Raw genomic sequence first — 16,694 nt, 5'->3', positions numbered from 1 at the left:
CCTCGGCCGACCGCGCCGCCGCCTCGGCCCGCGTCAGGGTCATCGTGCGCGGGCCGGCACCGTCGGTCGGCGGTGGACGAGCCGGCCCTCGGCCGCGTCCTCCTGGTTGGCCCGGACGAGCGCGTCCCGCACCAGGTGGTGGTCCGGCGAGTGCCGGCACACCGGGTCGGTGCGGCCCGCGTCGCCGGTCAGCGCGAAGGCCTGGCACCGGCAGCCGCCGAAGTCCAGCTCCTTGCGCGGGCAGCCGCGGCACGGGTCGGGCATCCAGTCCGTGCCCCGGTACGCCTCGAACGCGGGCGACTCCGCCCAGATCCACGCGAGGTCGTGGTCGCGCACCGAGGCGAACTCCATCGGCGTGATCTCCGCGGCGACCGGGCACGGGTAGACGACCCCGTCCGGGGCGACGGTCAGCGCGTTCCGCGCCCAGCCACCCATGCACGGCTTGGGGTAGGGCTCGTAGTAGTCCGGGAGGATCCAGAGCAGCTCCAGCCGCTCGGCCAGCTCGGCCTTGCGGCGTTCGTAGACGCCGACCGCCGCGTCCAGCTGGGTCTTGCTCGGCATCAGCGGCTCGCGGTTGCGCAGCGCCCAGCCGTAGTACTGGGCGTTGGCGAGCTCCAGCCGTTCGGCGCCCCACCGCACGCAGACGTCGATGATCGCGTCCAGCCGGTCCAGGTTCAGCCGGTGCAGGACGACGTTCATGTTCAGCGGCAGCCCGGCGTCGCGGATGATGCGCGCGGCCGCTTCCTTCTTGTCGAACCGCTTGCTCGCCGCGACCAGGTCGGTCGACTCGGCGGCGTCGCCCTGGATGCTCAGCTGGGCGCTGTTGAGCCCCGCCGCGACGAGCGACTCCGCCCGTTTCTCCGTCAGCCCGAGGCCGCTGGTGATCAGGTTCGTGTACAGGCCGAGGCGGCGACACTCGGCGACGAGCGTCTCCAGGTCGCCGCGGACGAGGGGTTCCCCGCCGGAGAAGTGGACCTGCACGACGCCGAGCTCGGCGCCTTGGCCGATCACCCGTACCCAGTCGCCGGTGGTGAGCTCGTCCTGCCGCTCGATCAGCGCCAGGGGGTTCGAGCAGTAGACGCAGTGCAACGGGCACCGGTGGGTGACCTCGGCCAGCAGGCCGTAGGGCCGCGGCGTGCCGGTCACTTGACCACCACCCAGCCCCGGCCGCTGGCGTCCTCGAGGAACGACATGACGTCGCTGGTGAGATCGGTCGCCTCGAAGTCGCGCTCGAGCTGGTCGACCAGCTGCCGCACGGTCCGGCTGCCGTCGCACAGGCCCAGGATCGCCGCACCCGACTTGTTCAGCAGCACGACCCGTTCGGGCAGCAGGAGCAGCTCCACGTCCCGGACGCTGTCGTGCTTGAGCATCGCCTTGGTCGCCAGCCGCGGGGTGGCGGTCAGGTCGCCGGTGCCCATCACGAGCTCTTGCCGTACGCGAGCTCGACGGCGTCGAGCAGGCTCCAGAGGACGTCGCACTTGAACTCCAGCGCCCGTGCGCACGCGTCCTGCTCGTCCCGGGACGTCGCGTGGTCGAGCACCAGCTCGAGCAGGTGCGCGATGTCCTTGGGCTGCTGGGTGAGCCGCGCCCGGAAGTACTCCAGGCCGCGCGGCGCGATCCACGGGTAGTGGTGCTCGACGTCGGCGATCCGCCGGCTGAGCAGGTCCGGCGCGAACAGCTCGGTCAGCGCCGACGCCACGGACTCCAGCCACGGCTTCCGGCGGCAGAAGTCCACATAGGCGTCCACGGCGAACCGCACGCCGGGCAGCACGGTGTCGTTGTCGAACAGCTCTTCGCGCGTCAGGCCGACGGCCTCGCCGAGGCGGACCCACTTTTCGAGGCCGCCTTCGTCCCCGGTCCGCCCGTCGTGGTCGATGATGCGCTGGATCCACCGGCGCCGGTCGTCCCGGCCGGGCAGCTTGGTCAGGATGAACGCGTCCTTCACCGGCAGGTTCACCTGGTAGTAGAAGCGGTTCCGCACCCACCCGCGGAACTCCGCTTCGGTCAGCGAGCCCGCGTGCATCCGTTCGTTGAACGGGTGCAGATGGTGGTACCGCTTTTCTCCGATCGACCGCAGGCGCGCTTCGAACTCTTCCGCGGACCAGGCGTTCACACTTCCACCTCCAAGCCGGCTCGTCCGACCTCGATGCCCAGCCCCGTCAGCCACTGCCGTTCCGGGGACTCTTCGTCGAGGATCGGGTTGGTGTTGTTGATGTGCGTGTAGATCTTCCGCTTCGCGCCGAGGGCGGCCAGCGGGCGAGCGGAGCCGTCGGCGCCACCGACGGGCAGGTGCCCCATCGAGCGTCCGGTCCGGTTTCCCGCGCCCTGGCACGACATTTCGTCGTCCGTCCAGAACGTGCCGTCCAGGAAGACGCAGTCGGCCGACGCCACCTGCGCGGCGAACTTCCCGTCCCACCGGGGCAGCGTCGGCGCGTAGACCACGGTTCCGCCCGTCACCTCGTCTTCCAGGCGGAAGCCCACTTCCCACTCCGGGGCGGAGGGGGGCGAATGCTGTGACCGCCCGACGTAGCGCGGCGGTTTGGCCCCGGTCGGGAAGGCGGTCACGCGTAACCGGTCGTCCAGGTCCAAGGGCGTGCCGGTGCCGAGCGGGGACCAGGAGATGTCCGCGTAGTCGCTCAGCAGCTCCCGGACCGGGAAGGACGAGGTCAGCGCTTCGAGCACGGGAGGCGCCCCGTACACGGTCAGCGCCGACCCCTCACGCAGCACCAGCAGGCCGATCGTGTGGTCGAACTCCGCGTCCGTCAGGAGCACACCGGCCACCGGTGTTTCGCGGATTCCCGGGCCCGGGTGCAGCGAGGGGTCCGCCGCGATCTGGTGGTGGACGTCCGGGGTCGCGTTCAGCAGGAACCACCGCTCGCCGTTCCCGGAGACCGCGATCCCGGCGTGGGTCGTCGCGGCTTCGGGTTTCGCGCGGGCCTTCCGGCAGCCGCCGCAGGCACAGTTCCACTGCGGATAGCCGCCGCCGGCCGCGACTCCGAGACAGTGCACGAACATGTCGCGTCCTCCCGGCTCGTTTTCCTCCCACCACCTTCTGGGCCGGCGCCGGCCCTGGCAACCGGTCCCGAACGACCGGCTCCGGATCACGGACGAACGGCGACCGTCCCGGCACGAGCGGTCCGCCCCCGGAAGGGTTATTAGGTGTGCGCATTGGGGGATAGCGGTTTCGCATGTGCCGGTGTGTTGCCGCGCATCGGATGAGCGGGTGATGGTTGGCGGACTCGACCGATCACACAGCGATGAGGAGAATGTCGTGCAGTTGCAGGTGGCGTTGGACGTACTGGACCTTCCCGCGGCGTTGACCCTGGCCAACCAGGTCGCCGACCACGTCGACATCCTCGAACTCGGCACCCCCTTGGTGAAATCCGCCGGCATCAGTGCGGTGAGCGCGATCAAGGCCGCCCACCCGGACAAGCTGGTGTTCGCCGACCTCAAAACGGCCGACGCAGGTGAGCTGGAAGCGGCGCTGGCGTTCGAAGCCGGGGCGGATCTGGTCACGGTGATGGGGTCGGTCGATGACGACACCATCCGCGGTGCTGTCGCGGCGGGGCGCAAGTACGGCAGGCAGGTCGTGGCGGACATGATCGGTGTCGTCGACGGACGTGTCGCCCGGATCCGCGAAGTCGCCAAGCTCGGTGTCGCGTTCGTCGAGATCCACGCCGGCCTCGACGAACAGGCCCGCCCCGGGTATTCGATCGCGCAGCTGCTGGAAGACGGCCGGCTCGCCGGAGTCCCGTTCTCGATTGCCGGTGGGGTGAAGGCCGACACGATCGGATCGGTGCGGGACGCGGGAGCGGTGGTCGCGGTCGCGGGTGGGGCGATCTACAACGCCACCGACCCCGCCGCCGCGGCAGCCGAGCTGAAGAAGCACGCCACCCGCTGACCCACCCCAAGACCCGGAAGGAGTCGGTGTGGAAGCCCGGAAATCGGCCACCCGCGACACCTACAGCTCGTTGATGCTGCAGGCCGCCGGAGTGATCCGGTTGCGCTACGTGGAATGCACCCAGGACACCGGCCTGTCCCCCGCCGCGGCGAACGAGCTGGCGGACGTCTTCGAGAGCGTCGCCCACGGGGATCCCGCCTTCGACCAGGTCGATCCGAAGGAGGCGATCGCGCTGGCGAACCGCCTGCTCGACGACGACCACCCCGAGCTCTCGGGGATGTGGCCCGGGATCCGCTGAACGCGCGAAGGATCGATCGCAGCTCGACGAGGAGTAGACGATGACCACTGACGTCGCCACCGAAGCCCCCGCCCGATCGGCACCCGCGGGTGACCCCGCGCTGATCGGCGTACCCACCTTCATCGTCGGCGCGACCGCGCTCGGCCTGGTGCTGACCGGGTACGTCCCGGCGGCCGCCGTCGGTGCGTCGATCGCGATCATCCTGCCCGCGACCGGGGTCGGCCAGCTCGTCGCCGCGGTGTGGGCGGCCGCACTGGGCGAGAGCGCCGTCGCCGCCGTGTTCGGGGTGTTCGCCGGGTTCTGGCTCAGCTACGCGGCTTTGGTGCTCGGCCTGATCCACGGCTGGTTCGGCGTCTCCCCCGACGCGGCGGTCGCGACGCAGGGCCTGTTCCTGATCGCCTGGCTGGTCACGATCGGCTTGCTGACCCTGACCACCCTGCGGCTGCCCGCCGCGTTCACGGTCCTGTTCGCACTGGTCGACGTCGCGCTCGCGCTGGTGCTGTACGGCACGGTGACCGCCTCCACGGCGGCGACCACCGCGGGCGGGTACGCGGTGTTCGCGTTTACCGCGGTCGGGGTGTACCTGTTCGCGGGCGCGGTGTCCGCCGCGACGGGCGGCAAACCGCTGCCGCTGGGCCGTCCGGTGCTCAACTGACGTGACCCCGGGTGGGCGCGCTCGAACGCCCACCCGGGGTCAGCCGCGACGGGCGGCAAACCGCTGCCGCTGGGCCGTCCGGTGCTCAACTGACGGGACCCCGGGTCAGCCCGCCGAGGTCCGGATCCCGGCCAAGCGGGCCGCCGCGGTGAAGCCGTCGTCGGTGCCCGGCCAGTGGGCGCGCACGGCGTCTATCCCCGCTCGGCGGACCACACCGCGCAGGACGGCGGTCGCGATGATGGCGTCGTCGGCGTGGCCCAGCACCGGGATGAAGTCGGGGATCAGGTCGATGGGCAGGGCGAGGTAGACCAGCAGCAGGCCGAGCCGGATCCGGATGCCGCGGGGCAGCGTGGGGTCCGCGGCCAGGCGGCGGATGAGCCTCAGCACGTCGGGCAGCAGCCGCAGGGCCTCACGCAGGAGACCGCCCCGGGGCCGGACGAGGACGAGCGCCACGATCAGCGCGAGCCACGCCAGCACCAGCGCGACGCCGGCGCCGATCAGCAGGTCGCCCCACAACGAGCCGGTCACCGCTCTTCCACCGCGCGGAGCCGGGGCGCCGGACGGTCGGGCGCTTCGGCGTGGAGGGCGGCTTCTTCGAAGTCGGCGAGTTCGGCCGCGGCCTCGTCGACGGCGTCCCGCGCGTCCTGGCCGCCCGGTGCGGCGAAGTAGTCGCGGGCGGCGATCTTGTCCATCCAGCTCCGGAACCGGTGCAGGTCGGCCTCGGACTCCTCGACCTCGGCGTAGGTGACGTTGCCGCGGGCCCGTTCGTCGGCGAGCTCCCGGCGCAGCGCGGGCAGCCGTTCGAGGACTTCGTTGTATTCGACGTCGCGGGCAGCGTTGAACTCGGCGATCACGCCGTCCTCCTCCGCCGGGTCGGTGAAGGTCATCGCCAGTACCCGCGCGGTGCCGCCCTGGTGGCGCACCCGGTCGACCAGGCGGCGGATCTCCCGCACCACCCCGGTCCGCGCGGGCAGCAGGCACACCGACTGCTGCAGGTAGAGCGCACCGAGGGAGCGGAGCTTGCGCCAGACCTGCACCCGCAGCGAATCGGGCCCACCGGCGGTCGACACGCTGATCACCAGCCAGCCGTGGTCACGCGGTTCGATACTCACGGTGCCATGTTACGTCCGTAACATCAGGCTGGTCCAGCCGTAACCAACTGCCGGGCCAGCGCATACCCGCGGGAGAGCGTCTCGATCGGCAGCGGTTGCGTGGCGAGGACACCCTCGTGCAGCAGGAGCAGCTGGGTGGCGAGAACGGCGGGGCTCGGGCAGCGCGCGGCGGTGGCGAGCTCTTCGAACAGGGCGAGCAGCCACCGCTTCTGGTCCGCCGCGACCCGGTGCGCGGGGTGCGCGGGATCCGGGAGCTCGGCCAGCGCGTTGACGAAGGCGCACCCACGGCCGTTGGTCTCGCTCCAGATCCGCAGGGCCTCGAAGGGCGCCGTGACGGCCTCGACGGGGTCGTCGCAAGCGTCCACAGTGGACTGGACGAGCGACCGCCAGCGCCGGTCACGCTCTTCGAGATAGGCCGTGACGAGGTGGTCCTTCGACCCGAACTGGTTGTACAGGGTCCGTTTCGTCACGCCCGAGTGCTCGGCGATCAGGTCGACGCCGACCGCCGTGATCCCGCGGTTGTAGAACAGCTCTTCGGCGGCTTCGACGACGCGGCGGCCCGCCGCCGTCCGGTGTCGCGGATCTGGCACCCGGCGCTCCTTCACTGATCGGTGTACCGTGACCGATGTTCACAGAACAGTATATCTATTAAGGCGGTGACGGGAGCATGCGCGCTGCGCGGATCGCGAAGCACGGCGGACCCGAGGTGATCGAGCTGGTGGAGGTGGCCGTACCGGCCCCCGGGCCGGGCGAGGTGCTGGTCCAGGTCAGCGCGGCGGCGCTGAACAACACCGACCTGTGGACCCGCGAAGGCGCCTACGGCCGCCCCGGGGACCCGTCGGCCCTGTCGGGCTGGCGAGGGCCGATCGGCTTCCCGCGCATCCAGGGTGCCGACGTCGCCGGCCGGGTGGTGGCGACCGGCGACGGCGGCGACGAGCGCCTCCTCGGCCGCCGCGTCCTCGTCGACCCCGCGATCTACGACGGCGAAGGGCCGGACGCGAACCCGGTCGGCCTGATGGGAAGCGAGCGCGACGGCGGGTACGCCGAGTACGTGACGGCGCCCGCCGAGCGCGTCCACGACGTGACGGAGTCACCGCTCACGGACGACCAGCTCGCGACGCTGCCGACCGCCTACGGCACGGCACTGGGCATGATCGAACGCGCCCGGCTCCGGACGGGCGAGACCGTGCTGGTCTCGGGCGCGTCCGGCGGGGTCGGCCTGGCCCTGATCCAGCTCGCCCGCGCCCGCGGCGCGAAGGTGCTCGCCATCAGCAGCGGGCCCAAGATCGACGCGGTGCGCGAGGCCGGCGCGCACGCCGTCGTGGACCGGGCCGGGGACATCGCCGGCCAGGTCCGCGCGGCCGCCCCGGAGGGGGTCGACGTCGGGCTCGACGTCGTGGCCGGAGCCCTGGTGGGCGCCGGGCTGCCGTTGCTGCGCGAGGGTGGCCGGTGGGTGATCGCGGGCGCGCTGGGCGGGTACGACGTGTCCTTCGACGTCCGCCGGCTCTACCTGCACAACGCGCAGGTGATCGGGTCCGCCATGCACACTCCCGCGCACTTCGCCCTGCTCGTGGACCTGGCCCGGCGGGCCGAGATCGAGCCCGTCGTCGCCGCGACGTTCCCCCTGTCCGAAGCGGCTCGGGCGCAAGAACAGCTGGCCCGGCGGGAACACGTGGGAAAGATCGTCCTCCACCCGCGGTGAGCCCCGGCCTCACTCGCGGCACCGCGGGGCGGCGCCGACGTTGAACCTCGCCATCAGCTCGGCGAAGGTGCGGATGTCGTGGTCATCGGGAAGGAGACCCTTTCGGAGGAAGAATGCGTACCGGTGTTCCGCCCACCCGATCACCGCGGGCGGGACACCGGCCGGGTCGGTCAGCGGCCGTACGCTTCGAGCAGCCGCAACCAGACTTCGCTGACCGTCGGAAAAGCCGGGACCGCGTGCCAGAGACGGTCCAGCGGGACCTCCCCCGCGACCGCGATCGTCGCCGCGTGCAGCATTTCCGCCACGTCCGGGCCGGCGAGGGTGAAGCCCACGATCACCCGGCGGTCCTCGTCGACGACCATCCGGGCGTGCCCGCGGTACCCCTCGGCGTGCACGGCGGATCCGGCCGTGGCGGCCAGGTCGTGGTCGACGACGCGGATGCGCAATCCGGCGGCTTCGGCGGCGGCCGCGGTCAGGCCCACCGAGGCGATCTCCGGATCGGTGAAGACCACCTGCGGCACCGCGCGTTCGTCGGCGGTCGCCGCGTGCCGGCCCCAGTCGCCGTCGTCGACCGCTTCGTCCTTGACGCGCGCGACGATGGCGTCACCCACCGCGCGGGCCTGGTACTTGCCTTGGTGCGTCAGCAGAACACGCCGGTTGACGTCGCCGGCGGCGTACAGCCACCCGCCCTCGACGCCGTCGGCCCGCAGGGTGGCGTCGACCGTGAGCCAGGCACCCGGCTTCAGGCCGACGGTCTCCAGGCCGAGGTCCGCGGTGTTCGGCGTGCGGCCGATCGCGACGAGCAGCTCGTCGGCGTCGACCTGCTCGCCGTCGGTGAGCGTGATCGACACCGTGCCGTCGTCGGTGCGCTTCACCGACGCGGCCTCGGCGCCGACGCGGACCGAAACCCCCTTGTCCCGCAACGACTCCGTGACCAGTTCGCCGACGAACGGCTCCGCGAGGTGCAGCACGCCGTCGCGGGCCAGCATCGTCACCGACGAGCCCAGCTCGGCGAACGCGGTGGCCATTTCCGAGGCGACCACCCCGCCGCCGATGACGGCGAGCCGGCCGGGAACCTCCTTCGCCGCCACCGTTTCGCGGCTGGTCCACGGCGCGGCCTCGCGGAGGCCTTCGATGTCCGGGACCAGTGCGCCGCTGCCGGTGGCGACGACGACGGCGTGCCGCGCGGTCAGCGTCGTGGTGGTGCCGTCGGCACCGGTCACCTCGACCACCTTGGCCGAGCTGATGCGGCCGTGGCCGCGGACCAGCGTGATGCCCGCCGACTCGAGCCAGGACACCTGGCCCTCGTCGTTCCAGTGCGAGGCGAAGGAGTCGCGCCGGGCGAGCACCGCCGCCACGTCCAGCTCACCCGTGACGGCTTCCCGGGCGCCGGGCACCCGCCGGGCCGCGCGGAGAGCCGCTCCGCTGCGCAGCAGGGCCTTGGTCGGCATGCAGGCCCAGTAGGAGCACTCGCCCCCGACCAGCTCCCGCTCGACGATCGCGGCGGTCAGCCCGCCCTGGACCACCCGGTCGGCCACGTTCTCCCCGACCGGGCCCGCGCCGAGGACGACGACGTCGTAGGTGGTCACGTCAGTTCCCCCGGGCGGCGCGGCCGAGCCGGATCGCCGAGACGAGGAAGAAGATGCCGCCGAGGACCGCGTACCCGGCCACATTGGTCAGCGCCGGGTTCGGCGCCGTGGCACCGATGATGAAGTTCGCCCCGGCGAGCACCGAGATGCCGCCGCTGAGGATCATCGGCCACTGGCCGCCCATCTTGCGGCGGCTGACGGCGACGATCAGCTGGATCAGCCCGGCGACGATCGCCCAGGCGCCCCACACCCGCAGGACCCCCGGCACCCCGGAGGCGCTGGCGATCCCCAGGCCGACGGCGGCCAGCAGGCTGATCGCGATGTTCACGTACAGGCCGCGCGCCGTCCCGGTGGCGCGGGAGGAACGGGAGTCCACCACGGCCGCCGCGACGTCGAACAGCGGGTAGACGATCACCAGGGTGATGCCGAGGGGCCCGAGCTGCGCCTTGGTGACGAACAGCAGGGCCGCCCAGACGATGGCGAACCCGAACCGCACGAAGTAGAGCCGGCGCAGCGCCGGGGCGATTCCCGCGGTGGCGGGTGAGTCGACGGTGGTCACGATGATCCTCTCGAGGCAGTGGTGAACGCCCGGCACGAGACCGAACGTTCTATCTCAATTCAGCATGGCGGCCGGCTCACGCACTGTCAAGACAGAACGTTCTATCCGAAGTCTTACGTCAGGCCCAGCGCCGGTATTCGTCGGCCGGCAGCGGGTGATCCACCGGCACGACACGGGAGTCGACCGCGGTCAGGCACCCGGGACAGCACCACTGCCGGAAGACGATCTCCGCGTCGACGTATTCCAGCGGGTCATGCCAGATGTGCGGACCCGCTTCGGTCGGCGCGGTGTCCCGGCGGGCCAGCGCCGCGACGAACGCGCCCCCGGCCAGCGGCCCGATCTCGGTTCCACAGTGGACACACGCCACCACGCCGCTCTCCAATACCGCGAGGTTGTCGTCGATGCGGCGCTCCCAGCGCAGGTCCGGCGGGCCGATCGGAACGAGGGCGGTAACGGCCAGCCCGGCACCGGACGCACGCCGGCGACGCAGCTTCTCGCGCGCCTCGCCGGTCGCGGCCACGTCCACTTCACCGGAGCGGAGCACGACGCCATAGACGTCCCGGGCGGCATCGGCCGACACCCGTACTTGCGAAACGTCTTCGCGGACGCTCTCGGGCGAGCGCAGCAGCGGGTCGCCGTACCCGCCGCCGGCCTGCCAGTGCAGGTAGAGCGCGTCGCCGGGACCGAGGTCCGACTCCCCCTCGCACGGCAGCACCTCGATCTCCCCGCCCAGCTCGCCCAGGTGGGCGGGGATGGTGACCGCCTGGGCGAGCTGGGGTTCACGGACTCCGCGCACGACCAGGTCGAGCTGCGAGTTGCCCGGATAGCCGCCGGCCAGGCCGACGTTCTGGTTCGCGACCTTGCCGGTGCCGGAGACGACCAGGGACAGGGTCCCCGTCTGGTCGGGGTGCTGGACGTAGCAGACCGAGCCGCTCATCCCGCCCCGCTGCCGCCCCGGTCCACCGGAGTCGGTCTGCTCACGCCGCCACAGCGCGACGAGCGGGTACAGGTACTCGGTCATCTCGACGTCCGGCGCCCGCGCGGCGGGGATGATCAACCGGCCGCCGGTGTCGACACCGTCGTGGTACACCTGCGCGCCGTAGCCGCCGGCCATGACGTCGAAGATGGGTGACACGAAGCCTTTGCTGCCACCACCTCGAACGTCCACACCGGACACCACGCAGAGGTCGGTGGTGCCGTTGCAGATGGACTGCACATCGGTGCGGTGGTCCGGTTCGGCGTCCAGCATCTTGGCGAGGACCTCGGCGACCAGGTTGCCCGATCCCCAGGCCGGCCCGAAGGGACCTTTGCCGACCGCGGCCGGGAAGGACGCGTTGGTGATGGTGTCCTCGTCGGTGATGATCTCGAAGCAGCGCATCAGCCCGCCCGCGGCCCACGGGATGTCCCCGGCCAGCAGCGGCAGCATCGTGAAGACGATCCCGGCCCGCAGGCCCGGGTACGGGCAGTTGATGATGCCGGTCTGCCCGGCAGTGCCGCGGAAGTCGAAGACGAGCTTGTCCGCTTCCTTGGTCATCGCGACCTTGATGGCGTGCAGGCCGCGGTCACCGGTCCCGGACTGTTCCTGGTAACCGACCGCGCTCCAGGTCCCGTCGGGCAGCGTCGCGAGCTTGGCGCGCAGCCGGCGTTCGGCGTCGTCCATCATCCGGCGCATCACGGACTTGACGGTGTCGGCGCCGTACTTGGTGATGAGCCGGAGGACCTGCTCGGCCGCGTTCTTGTTGGCGGCGATCTTGGCGCGCAGGTCGAGGCCGACCAGGTGCGGCAGCCGCGACCGGCGGACCCAGGCGTCGGCGACGTCGCGCTGCAGCACGCCGTCGCGCACGACCTTCAACGGCGGCGTCGGGACGGCCTCGCCGAAGACGTCCTGGGCGGACGGGCTGAAGGAGCCCGGTCGCGGGCCGCCCAGGTCGACCTGGTGGGCGATGGCCGTCGTCCAGCCGAAGAGCTTGCCATCGTGGAAGATCGGGGCCAGGATCGCCGCGTCGTTCTGGTGCAGGCCACCGCCGATCCACGGGTCGTTGCACAGGAACATGTCACCCTCGGCGATGCCGGGGTTGTCACTGCGGTGGCGCAAGGTCCAGGTGATGGCCAGGTCCATCGAGCCGATCAGGCCGATGTTGTAGGTGCCGACCTGGACCTGCTCGCCGAGCTCGTCGCAGATGGAGAAGTTGAAGTCGTTGGACTCGGTGACGACGTGCGAGCCCGACATGCGCCGCAGCGTCTCCCCCATCTCCTGCGTGATCGCCCACAGCCGGTGCCGGACGACCTCGTAGGTCAACGCGTCGACGTCGACGGCGCCGACCTGGTGCAGCGGCAGGGTGGGCGAGATCTGCCGCAGCAGCTCCTCGCGCGGCATGGGCCGGCTGGTGAACTCGTCCGCCCCGGGGATTCGAGAAGTCATGATGTCCTCACTGGTAGCGCAGCACGAGGTTGCCGAGGTGGTCGACGCGGCCGGTGACCCCGGCCGGGACCACGACCACTGTCGTCGGGACGTCGACGATCGCGGGCCCGACGAGCTCGTGGCCCGCGCGCAGCCGTGCGTAGTCGTAGACGGGGGTCGGCACGAAGCCGGTCCGCGAGTCGAGGCAGACCGAGCGCTCGCCGAGCAGGGCCTCCCGCGGGTCGGGCCCGGCGGCCTCGGGGATGGCGGGCAGCGCGATCGGGAAGCCGAGGCCCGCCTTCGCGCGCACGCGGTAGGTGATCGCCTGCACGCCGGCCTCGCGGTAACCCGCACCGCTGCCGTTGATGCGCTCGTACTGCTCTTCGAAGCGTTCGAGGATCTCGTCGCCGGTGCGCTCGGTGAACTTCGCGTCGGGAACGGCGGTCGCGAGCTCGGTGACCTGCATCGAGTACCGCAGGTCGATCTCGCGGTGCAGCGACACGTCGTGGAACTTCACCTTCTGCCGGTCCAGCGCGCGCTGCAGGTCGGCCTCCAGCCGTGCGAAGTGCGACTCGAGCACGGCGGGGCCGACCGGGAAGGACGACGGGTCGGACAGCTCCGCGCTCAACGCGACGTCCGAAGCCGCCAGCCCGTAGGCCGAGAAGGCGGACGCGACCGGACCGAGCGGCACCACGACCTCGCTGACGCCCAGGTCCTGGCAGTAACCGGCGCAGTGTGCGGGTCCCGCTCCCCCGAAGGCGTAGGCGACGAAGTCACGCGGGTCGTAGCCGGCCTGCACGACGGCCCGCCGCAGGAGGTCGCCCGCCTGGGCGTTCTGCACCTCGTGGATGGCGATTGCGGCCTCTTCGACGGTGAGGCCGAGCGGCTCGGCGACGTGCTCGCGGATGGCTTCCCGGGCCAGGTCCAGCCGCAGTGGCTTGCGCCCGCCGAGCAGCCCGCGCTCACTGAGGATGCCGAGCACGAGGTTGGCGTCGGTGTTCGTGGGCCGGGTCCCGCCGTTGCCGTAGCAGGCCGGGCCGGGGACGGCTTCGGCGCTCTGCGGGCCGAGCCGCAGGTTGCCGCCTTCGTCCACGGACGCGAGCGCCCCGCCGCCGGAGCCGATGGTGTGCACGCGGATCGTCGCCGCGTTGATCGGGAACTGGTTCACGATCGAGCCGGGCGCCATGACCGGTTCGCCGTCGACGATCAAGCCCGCGAGGAACGTCGTGCCGCCGACGTCGGTGGTGATGACGTTGCGGTGACCCAGTTGTTCGGCCAGGCGCATCCCGCCGATGACGCCGCCGGAGAGGACCGACCCGATCGTGGTGATGGCGTGCTCCGGGGCCCGGTCGGCGGTGATGGTGCCGCCCTCGCTCTGCATGACCAGCAGCGGTCCCTTGAGGCCGCCCTCTTCCAGGTGCTTCTGCAGCGGGAGCAGGTAGGTGCGCAGCCGCGGCCCCACCTGGGCGTTCATGATCGTCGTGGAGGTCCGCGCGAACTCGCGGATGCGGGGACTGACCTCCGAGGACAGCGTGACGTACAGGTCCGGCGCGATCTCGTGGACCAGCTCCCGCACGCGCTGCTCGTGGACGCCGTTCTTGAACGACCACAGCAGGCAGACGGCGATCGCCTCGACACCCTGGTCCACCAGGGACTGGGCGACGCGGCGGACCTCGTCTTCGTCCAGAGGCACCAGGATCTTCCCGGCGTGGTCGATCCGCTCGGTGACCTCCAGCGCCCGGTTCTTGGGGATCAGCGGCGCGGGCTTGCGCTGCCGGAGCGTGTCCTGGATCTCGTGGGCCGACCGGCCGAGGGTGCGGCCTTCGGCGTTCATGATGTAGATCGCGTCCCGGTGGCCCTTGGTGGCGATCAGCCCGACGTCGGCGACCTGGCCCTGGACGAGCGCGTTGATCGACGCGGTCGTGCCGTGGGCGATGAAGTCGGTCTGCGACAGCAGTTCGCCGACCTCGACGCCGAGTTCGGCGGCGAGGTCCTCGATCGCGCGCATGACCCCGGCTTCGCGGTTCGGCGGAGTCGTCGGCGTCTTGGCGGAGACGAGCCGCCCGGCGCCGTCGGAGGCGACGGCGTCGGTGAACGTGCCGCCGACATCGATGCCCAGTGCGTATGGCATGTCCGTTCCTTACCGCTGGCGGGCGGCGACGCGCCCGGTGACTGTGTGGAGGAGCCGGTCGGCCCGGGCGTCCGCGCCGCCCATCCAGGCGACGTGCTGGTCCGGGCGCACGAGCAGCAGCCCGTCGGGGTACCGGCCGGGCAGGTCGACGACGGCGAGCGGGATCCCGAGGTCGCGGGCGGCGAGGGTCCACGGCGTCACGGCGACGCCGGGGTCCGTGCGGAGCAGGGTGAAGCCGGGGCCGAGGACGTCGAGCACGGAGCGGCCGTCGTCGAGCCAGGCGTGCGGCAGCCGGAAGCCCGGTCGCGCGCGGTCCTGGTGCTCGCCCATGGTGATCGCGGCCTGGTCCTCGCCGCCGACGACGAGCGGTGAACCCGCGTAGTGGTAACCGAAGCTGAAGCCGTCGGGTGAGTACCGGCGCGGCTCGGTGACCGCGAGCCGCTCGGCGAACTCGGCGCGGGCCCGCTCGCCGTCCGGGCCGTCGAGGTGGATGTCGGGCGAGACGTCGGCGAAGGACGTGCGGGCCTGGGCGCCCACCGCGGCGGCGAACTGCTCGCCGACCGGCTTGCGCTCGAGTTCGTAGGCGTCGAGCAGGTCCGGCGGGGCCCATCCGTGGTGGACCGCCGCCAGCATCCAGCCCAGCGTCGCCGCGTCCTGGATGCCGGCGTTCATGCCGAACCCGCCGACGGGGATCCAGATGTGGGCGGCGTCGCCGGCCAGGAACACCCGGCCGCCGCGGTAGCGCCCGGCGACGAGCTGCCGGCCGGTCCAGCGCACCACGCCGAGCACCTCGTGCTCGACGGGCCGGCCGACCGCCTCCCGCAGCAGCTGTTCGGGATCTTCGTTCTCGGTGTCGTGGCCGGGGGCGAAGGCGACGTGGTTGAGCCACAACGACTTCCCGTCGATGGCGATCAGCGACGCGATCCGGCGGCCGTAGGTCCAGTACGTCCAGGCCCGGTCGCGGGCGGCCAGCCGGCCCAGCTCGGGCGAGCGGACGAACGTGGACACGAACTGCTGGATGGCGTCGACGCCTTCGTACCGGATGCCCAGCTGACGGCGGACCGTGCTGTGCGCGCCGTCGCAGCCGACCACGTACGCGCAGCGCAGGGTGCGCTTCTCCCCCGCGGTCTCCACGACGGCCTCGACGTGGTCCTCGTGCTGGCGGAGCTCGACCAGCCGCGTGCCGCGTTCGAGGGTCACCCCGGGCAGCTTGCTCGCGCGCCGCTCCAGGATGGGCTCGAGGTACAGCTGCGAAATCCGGTGCTGCGGCTCCGGTGTCGGCCAGCTCTCCTTGCCGGCCCCGGCCAGGACGTCGCGAGTGGACGGCAGATCGAGGCGGAAGATGTCCTCGCCGCTCAGGGTCGTCCGGTAGTGGATCGACGCCGGGTAGTCCTCGGGCAACCCGGCGCGCCGGATCTCGTCGGCGAGCCCGAGCCGCCGGAAGATCTCCATCGACCGCGCGGACGTCGTGTTGCAGCGGGGGTTGACGGGCCGTTCGGCGGTCGCCTCGACGACGTGACAGGCCACCCCGCGCTGGGCCAGGTCGATGGCGAGGGTCAGGCCGGCCGGGCCGGCGCCGACGATCAGGATGGCGGTCATGCGCTCAGGAACTCCCCTACCAGCTCGGTGAACTCGGCCGGCCGGTCGACGTGGATCCAGTGCCCGGCGCCGGCCACGACGTGCAGCCGGCCGTGCGGCAGGGCGGCGGCGAGACGTTCGGAGACCGCGACGGGCGAGACCCGGTCCCGTTCCCCGTGCAGGGCGAGCACCGGCGTCGTGATCCTGGCCGGGTCGACGGGTGGCGGGCCACCGGCCGCGGCGGCGAACATCGCGCGGAACGCTCCTTCCGCGGCGGGGCGCAGAGCCTGCCTCAGCCGGAGCTCGGCGAGGTCGTCCAAGAGTCCTTCGTGGACGCTCTCGTCGGCGACCAGGCGGCCGAGGGTGGCCCGCATGGACTCCTTGGTCGGGTTGTCGTAGAAGGGCACCACCGCGGGCGGCGGCCCGGTCCCGGCCCCGCCCATGACGACCGCGCGCCCGACGCGGTCCGGCGCGACCGCCAGGAGGGCCAGCGCCGCGGCCCCGCCGGCGGCCGAGTTGCCGACGAGGTGCACGCGGTCCAGGCCGTGGCGGTCGAGCAGGTCCAGCACCTGCCGGGCCCGGGCGATCGCCCAGGCGTGCGGCCCCCGGAGCCCGGCGGTGCCGGCGATCTGCGTGCCGAACCCGAGCAGATCGGGGGCCAGGCACCGGAACTCGGCGGACAACCCGGACCGCACGCTCGCCCAGTTGCTCGCGGCGTCGACGCCCGGTCCGCCACCGTGCAGCAGCACCAGGGTGGGCACTTCAGGC

General features: G+C 72.0%; 17 protein-coding genes. 4 read left to right on the top strand and 13 right to left on the bottom strand.

What is annotated here, in order from left to right; translation table 11 throughout:
- Positions 1-39 precede the first annotated feature (39 nt).
- Genes pqqE through pqqB form a run of 4 tightly spaced genes read right to left on the bottom strand, consistent with a single transcriptional unit; the run spans position 40 to position 3,015 of the window.
- Positions 40-1,146 carry a pyrroloquinoline quinone biosynthesis protein PqqE gene (pqqE, locus tag ACZ7OU_RS24440; protein ID WP_470256838.1) on the bottom strand — a complete coding sequence of 369 codons (1,107 nt, stop codon included), beginning with the start codon at positions 1,144-1,146 and terminating at the stop codon, positions 40-42.
- On the bottom strand, positions 1,143-1,418 hold the full coding sequence (gene pqqD / locus ACZ7OU_RS24435) for a pyrroloquinoline quinone biosynthesis peptide chaperone PqqD (protein ID WP_470256837.1): 276 nt from the start codon (positions 1,416-1,418) through the stop codon (positions 1,143-1,145). Before pqqD ends, pqqE begins: the two co-directional genes overlap by 4 nt.
- The gene (pqqC, locus tag ACZ7OU_RS24430; protein WP_470256836.1) at positions 1,418-2,113 is read right to left on the bottom strand and encodes a pyrroloquinoline-quinone synthase PqqC; all 696 of its coding nucleotides are present in this window, start codon (positions 2,111-2,113) and stop codon (positions 1,418-1,420) included. The genes pqqD and pqqC overlap by 1 nt, the downstream gene beginning before the upstream one ends.
- Positions 2,110-3,015: a pyrroloquinoline quinone biosynthesis protein PqqB gene (gene pqqB, locus ACZ7OU_RS24425; protein ID WP_470256835.1), complete on the bottom strand. Its 906-nt coding sequence runs from the start codon at positions 3,013-3,015 to the stop codon at positions 2,110-2,112. Before pqqB ends, pqqC begins: the two co-directional genes overlap by 4 nt.
- A gap of 256 nt (positions 3,016-3,271) precedes the next feature.
- Between pqqB and hxlA the strand changes: the two genes are divergently transcribed.
- From hxlA to ACZ7OU_RS24410, 3 genes are read left to right on the top strand one after another with little or no spacing between them, the layout of a single operon-like run.
- A complete protein-coding gene (hxlA, locus tag ACZ7OU_RS24420; protein ID WP_470237779.1) occupies positions 3,272-3,901 on the top strand; it encodes a 3-hexulose-6-phosphate synthase in 630 nt (209 codons plus the stop codon).
- Between the two features lie 28 nt (positions 3,902-3,929).
- Positions 3,930-4,199, top strand: coding sequence for a hypothetical protein (locus ACZ7OU_RS24415; RefSeq protein ID WP_470237780.1), 270 nt, complete (start codon positions 3,930-3,932; stop codon positions 4,197-4,199).
- A gap of 40 nt (positions 4,200-4,239) precedes the next feature.
- Entirely contained in the window at positions 4,240-4,854 is a 615-nt protein-coding gene (locus ACZ7OU_RS24410; protein WP_470256834.1) for a GPR1/FUN34/YaaH family transporter, read from the top strand.
- 105 nt (positions 4,855-4,959) lie between these two features.
- Here ACZ7OU_RS24410 and ACZ7OU_RS24405 read toward each other — a convergent pair whose 3' ends face one another.
- Genes ACZ7OU_RS24405 through ACZ7OU_RS24395 form a run of 3 tightly spaced genes read right to left on the bottom strand, consistent with a single transcriptional unit; the run spans position 4,960 to position 6,556 of the window.
- Positions 4,960-5,382, bottom strand: coding sequence for a YkvA family protein (locus ACZ7OU_RS24405; RefSeq protein ID WP_470256833.1), 423 nt, complete (start codon positions 5,380-5,382; stop codon positions 4,960-4,962).
- Positions 5,379-5,966 (bottom strand): Chromate resistance protein ChrB, encoded by a 588-nt coding sequence (locus tag ACZ7OU_RS24400; protein WP_470256832.1) that lies wholly within the window; start codon positions 5,964-5,966, stop codon positions 5,379-5,381. Before ACZ7OU_RS24400 ends, ACZ7OU_RS24405 begins: the two co-directional genes overlap by 4 nt.
- A gap of 23 nt (positions 5,967-5,989) precedes the next feature.
- Positions 5,990-6,556 carry a TetR/AcrR family transcriptional regulator gene (locus ACZ7OU_RS24395; RefSeq protein ID WP_470256831.1) on the bottom strand — a complete coding sequence of 189 codons (567 nt, stop codon included), beginning with the start codon at positions 6,554-6,556 and terminating at the stop codon, positions 5,990-5,992.
- Between the two features lie 77 nt (positions 6,557-6,633).
- Between ACZ7OU_RS24395 and ACZ7OU_RS24390 the strand changes: the two genes are divergently transcribed.
- The gene (locus ACZ7OU_RS24390; RefSeq protein ID WP_470256830.1) at positions 6,634-7,668 is read left to right on the top strand and encodes a zinc-binding dehydrogenase; all 1,035 of its coding nucleotides are present in this window, start codon (positions 6,634-6,636) and stop codon (positions 7,666-7,668) included.
- Between the two features lie 170 nt (positions 7,669-7,838).
- On the opposite strand, the gene ACZ7OU_RS24385 is transcribed toward ACZ7OU_RS24390, so the two are convergent.
- The 6 genes from ACZ7OU_RS24385 to ACZ7OU_RS24360 form a co-directional block, all read right to left on the bottom strand.
- Entirely contained in the window at positions 7,839-9,257 is a 1,419-nt protein-coding gene (locus ACZ7OU_RS24385) for a dihydrolipoyl dehydrogenase family protein (protein ID WP_470256829.1), read from the bottom strand.
- Position 9,258: 1 nt separating this feature from the next.
- The gene (locus ACZ7OU_RS24380) at positions 9,259-9,816 is read right to left on the bottom strand and encodes a hypothetical protein (RefSeq protein ID WP_470256828.1); all 558 of its coding nucleotides are present in this window, start codon (positions 9,814-9,816) and stop codon (positions 9,259-9,261) included.
- A 118-nt stretch (positions 9,817-9,934) separates the two neighbouring features.
- Positions 9,935-12,238 carry a hydantoinase B/oxoprolinase family protein gene (locus ACZ7OU_RS24375; RefSeq protein WP_470256827.1) on the bottom strand — a complete coding sequence of 768 codons (2,304 nt, stop codon included), beginning with the start codon at positions 12,236-12,238 and terminating at the stop codon, positions 9,935-9,937.
- 7 nt (positions 12,239-12,245) lie between these two features.
- Positions 12,246-14,348, bottom strand: coding sequence for a hydantoinase/oxoprolinase family protein (locus ACZ7OU_RS24370; protein ID WP_470256826.1), 2,103 nt, complete (start codon positions 14,346-14,348; stop codon positions 12,246-12,248).
- A gap of 9 nt (positions 14,349-14,357) precedes the next feature.
- Positions 14,358-15,947, bottom strand: coding sequence for an FAD-dependent monooxygenase (locus tag ACZ7OU_RS24365; RefSeq protein WP_470256825.1), 1,590 nt, complete (start codon positions 15,945-15,947; stop codon positions 14,358-14,360).
- Complete coding sequence (locus ACZ7OU_RS24360; RefSeq protein WP_470256824.1) at positions 15,944-16,687, bottom strand: alpha/beta fold hydrolase; 744 nt, start codon at positions 16,685-16,687, stop codon at positions 15,944-15,946. The genes ACZ7OU_RS24365 and ACZ7OU_RS24360 overlap by 4 nt, the downstream gene beginning before the upstream one ends.
- Positions 16,688-16,694: the final 7 nt, after the last annotated feature.

Source organism: Amycolatopsis sp. NPDC114505 (assembly GCF_055633615.1).
The sequence above is the reverse complement of the archived record's forward strand: the minus strand, read 5'-3'. Positions and strand labels throughout refer to the sequence as shown.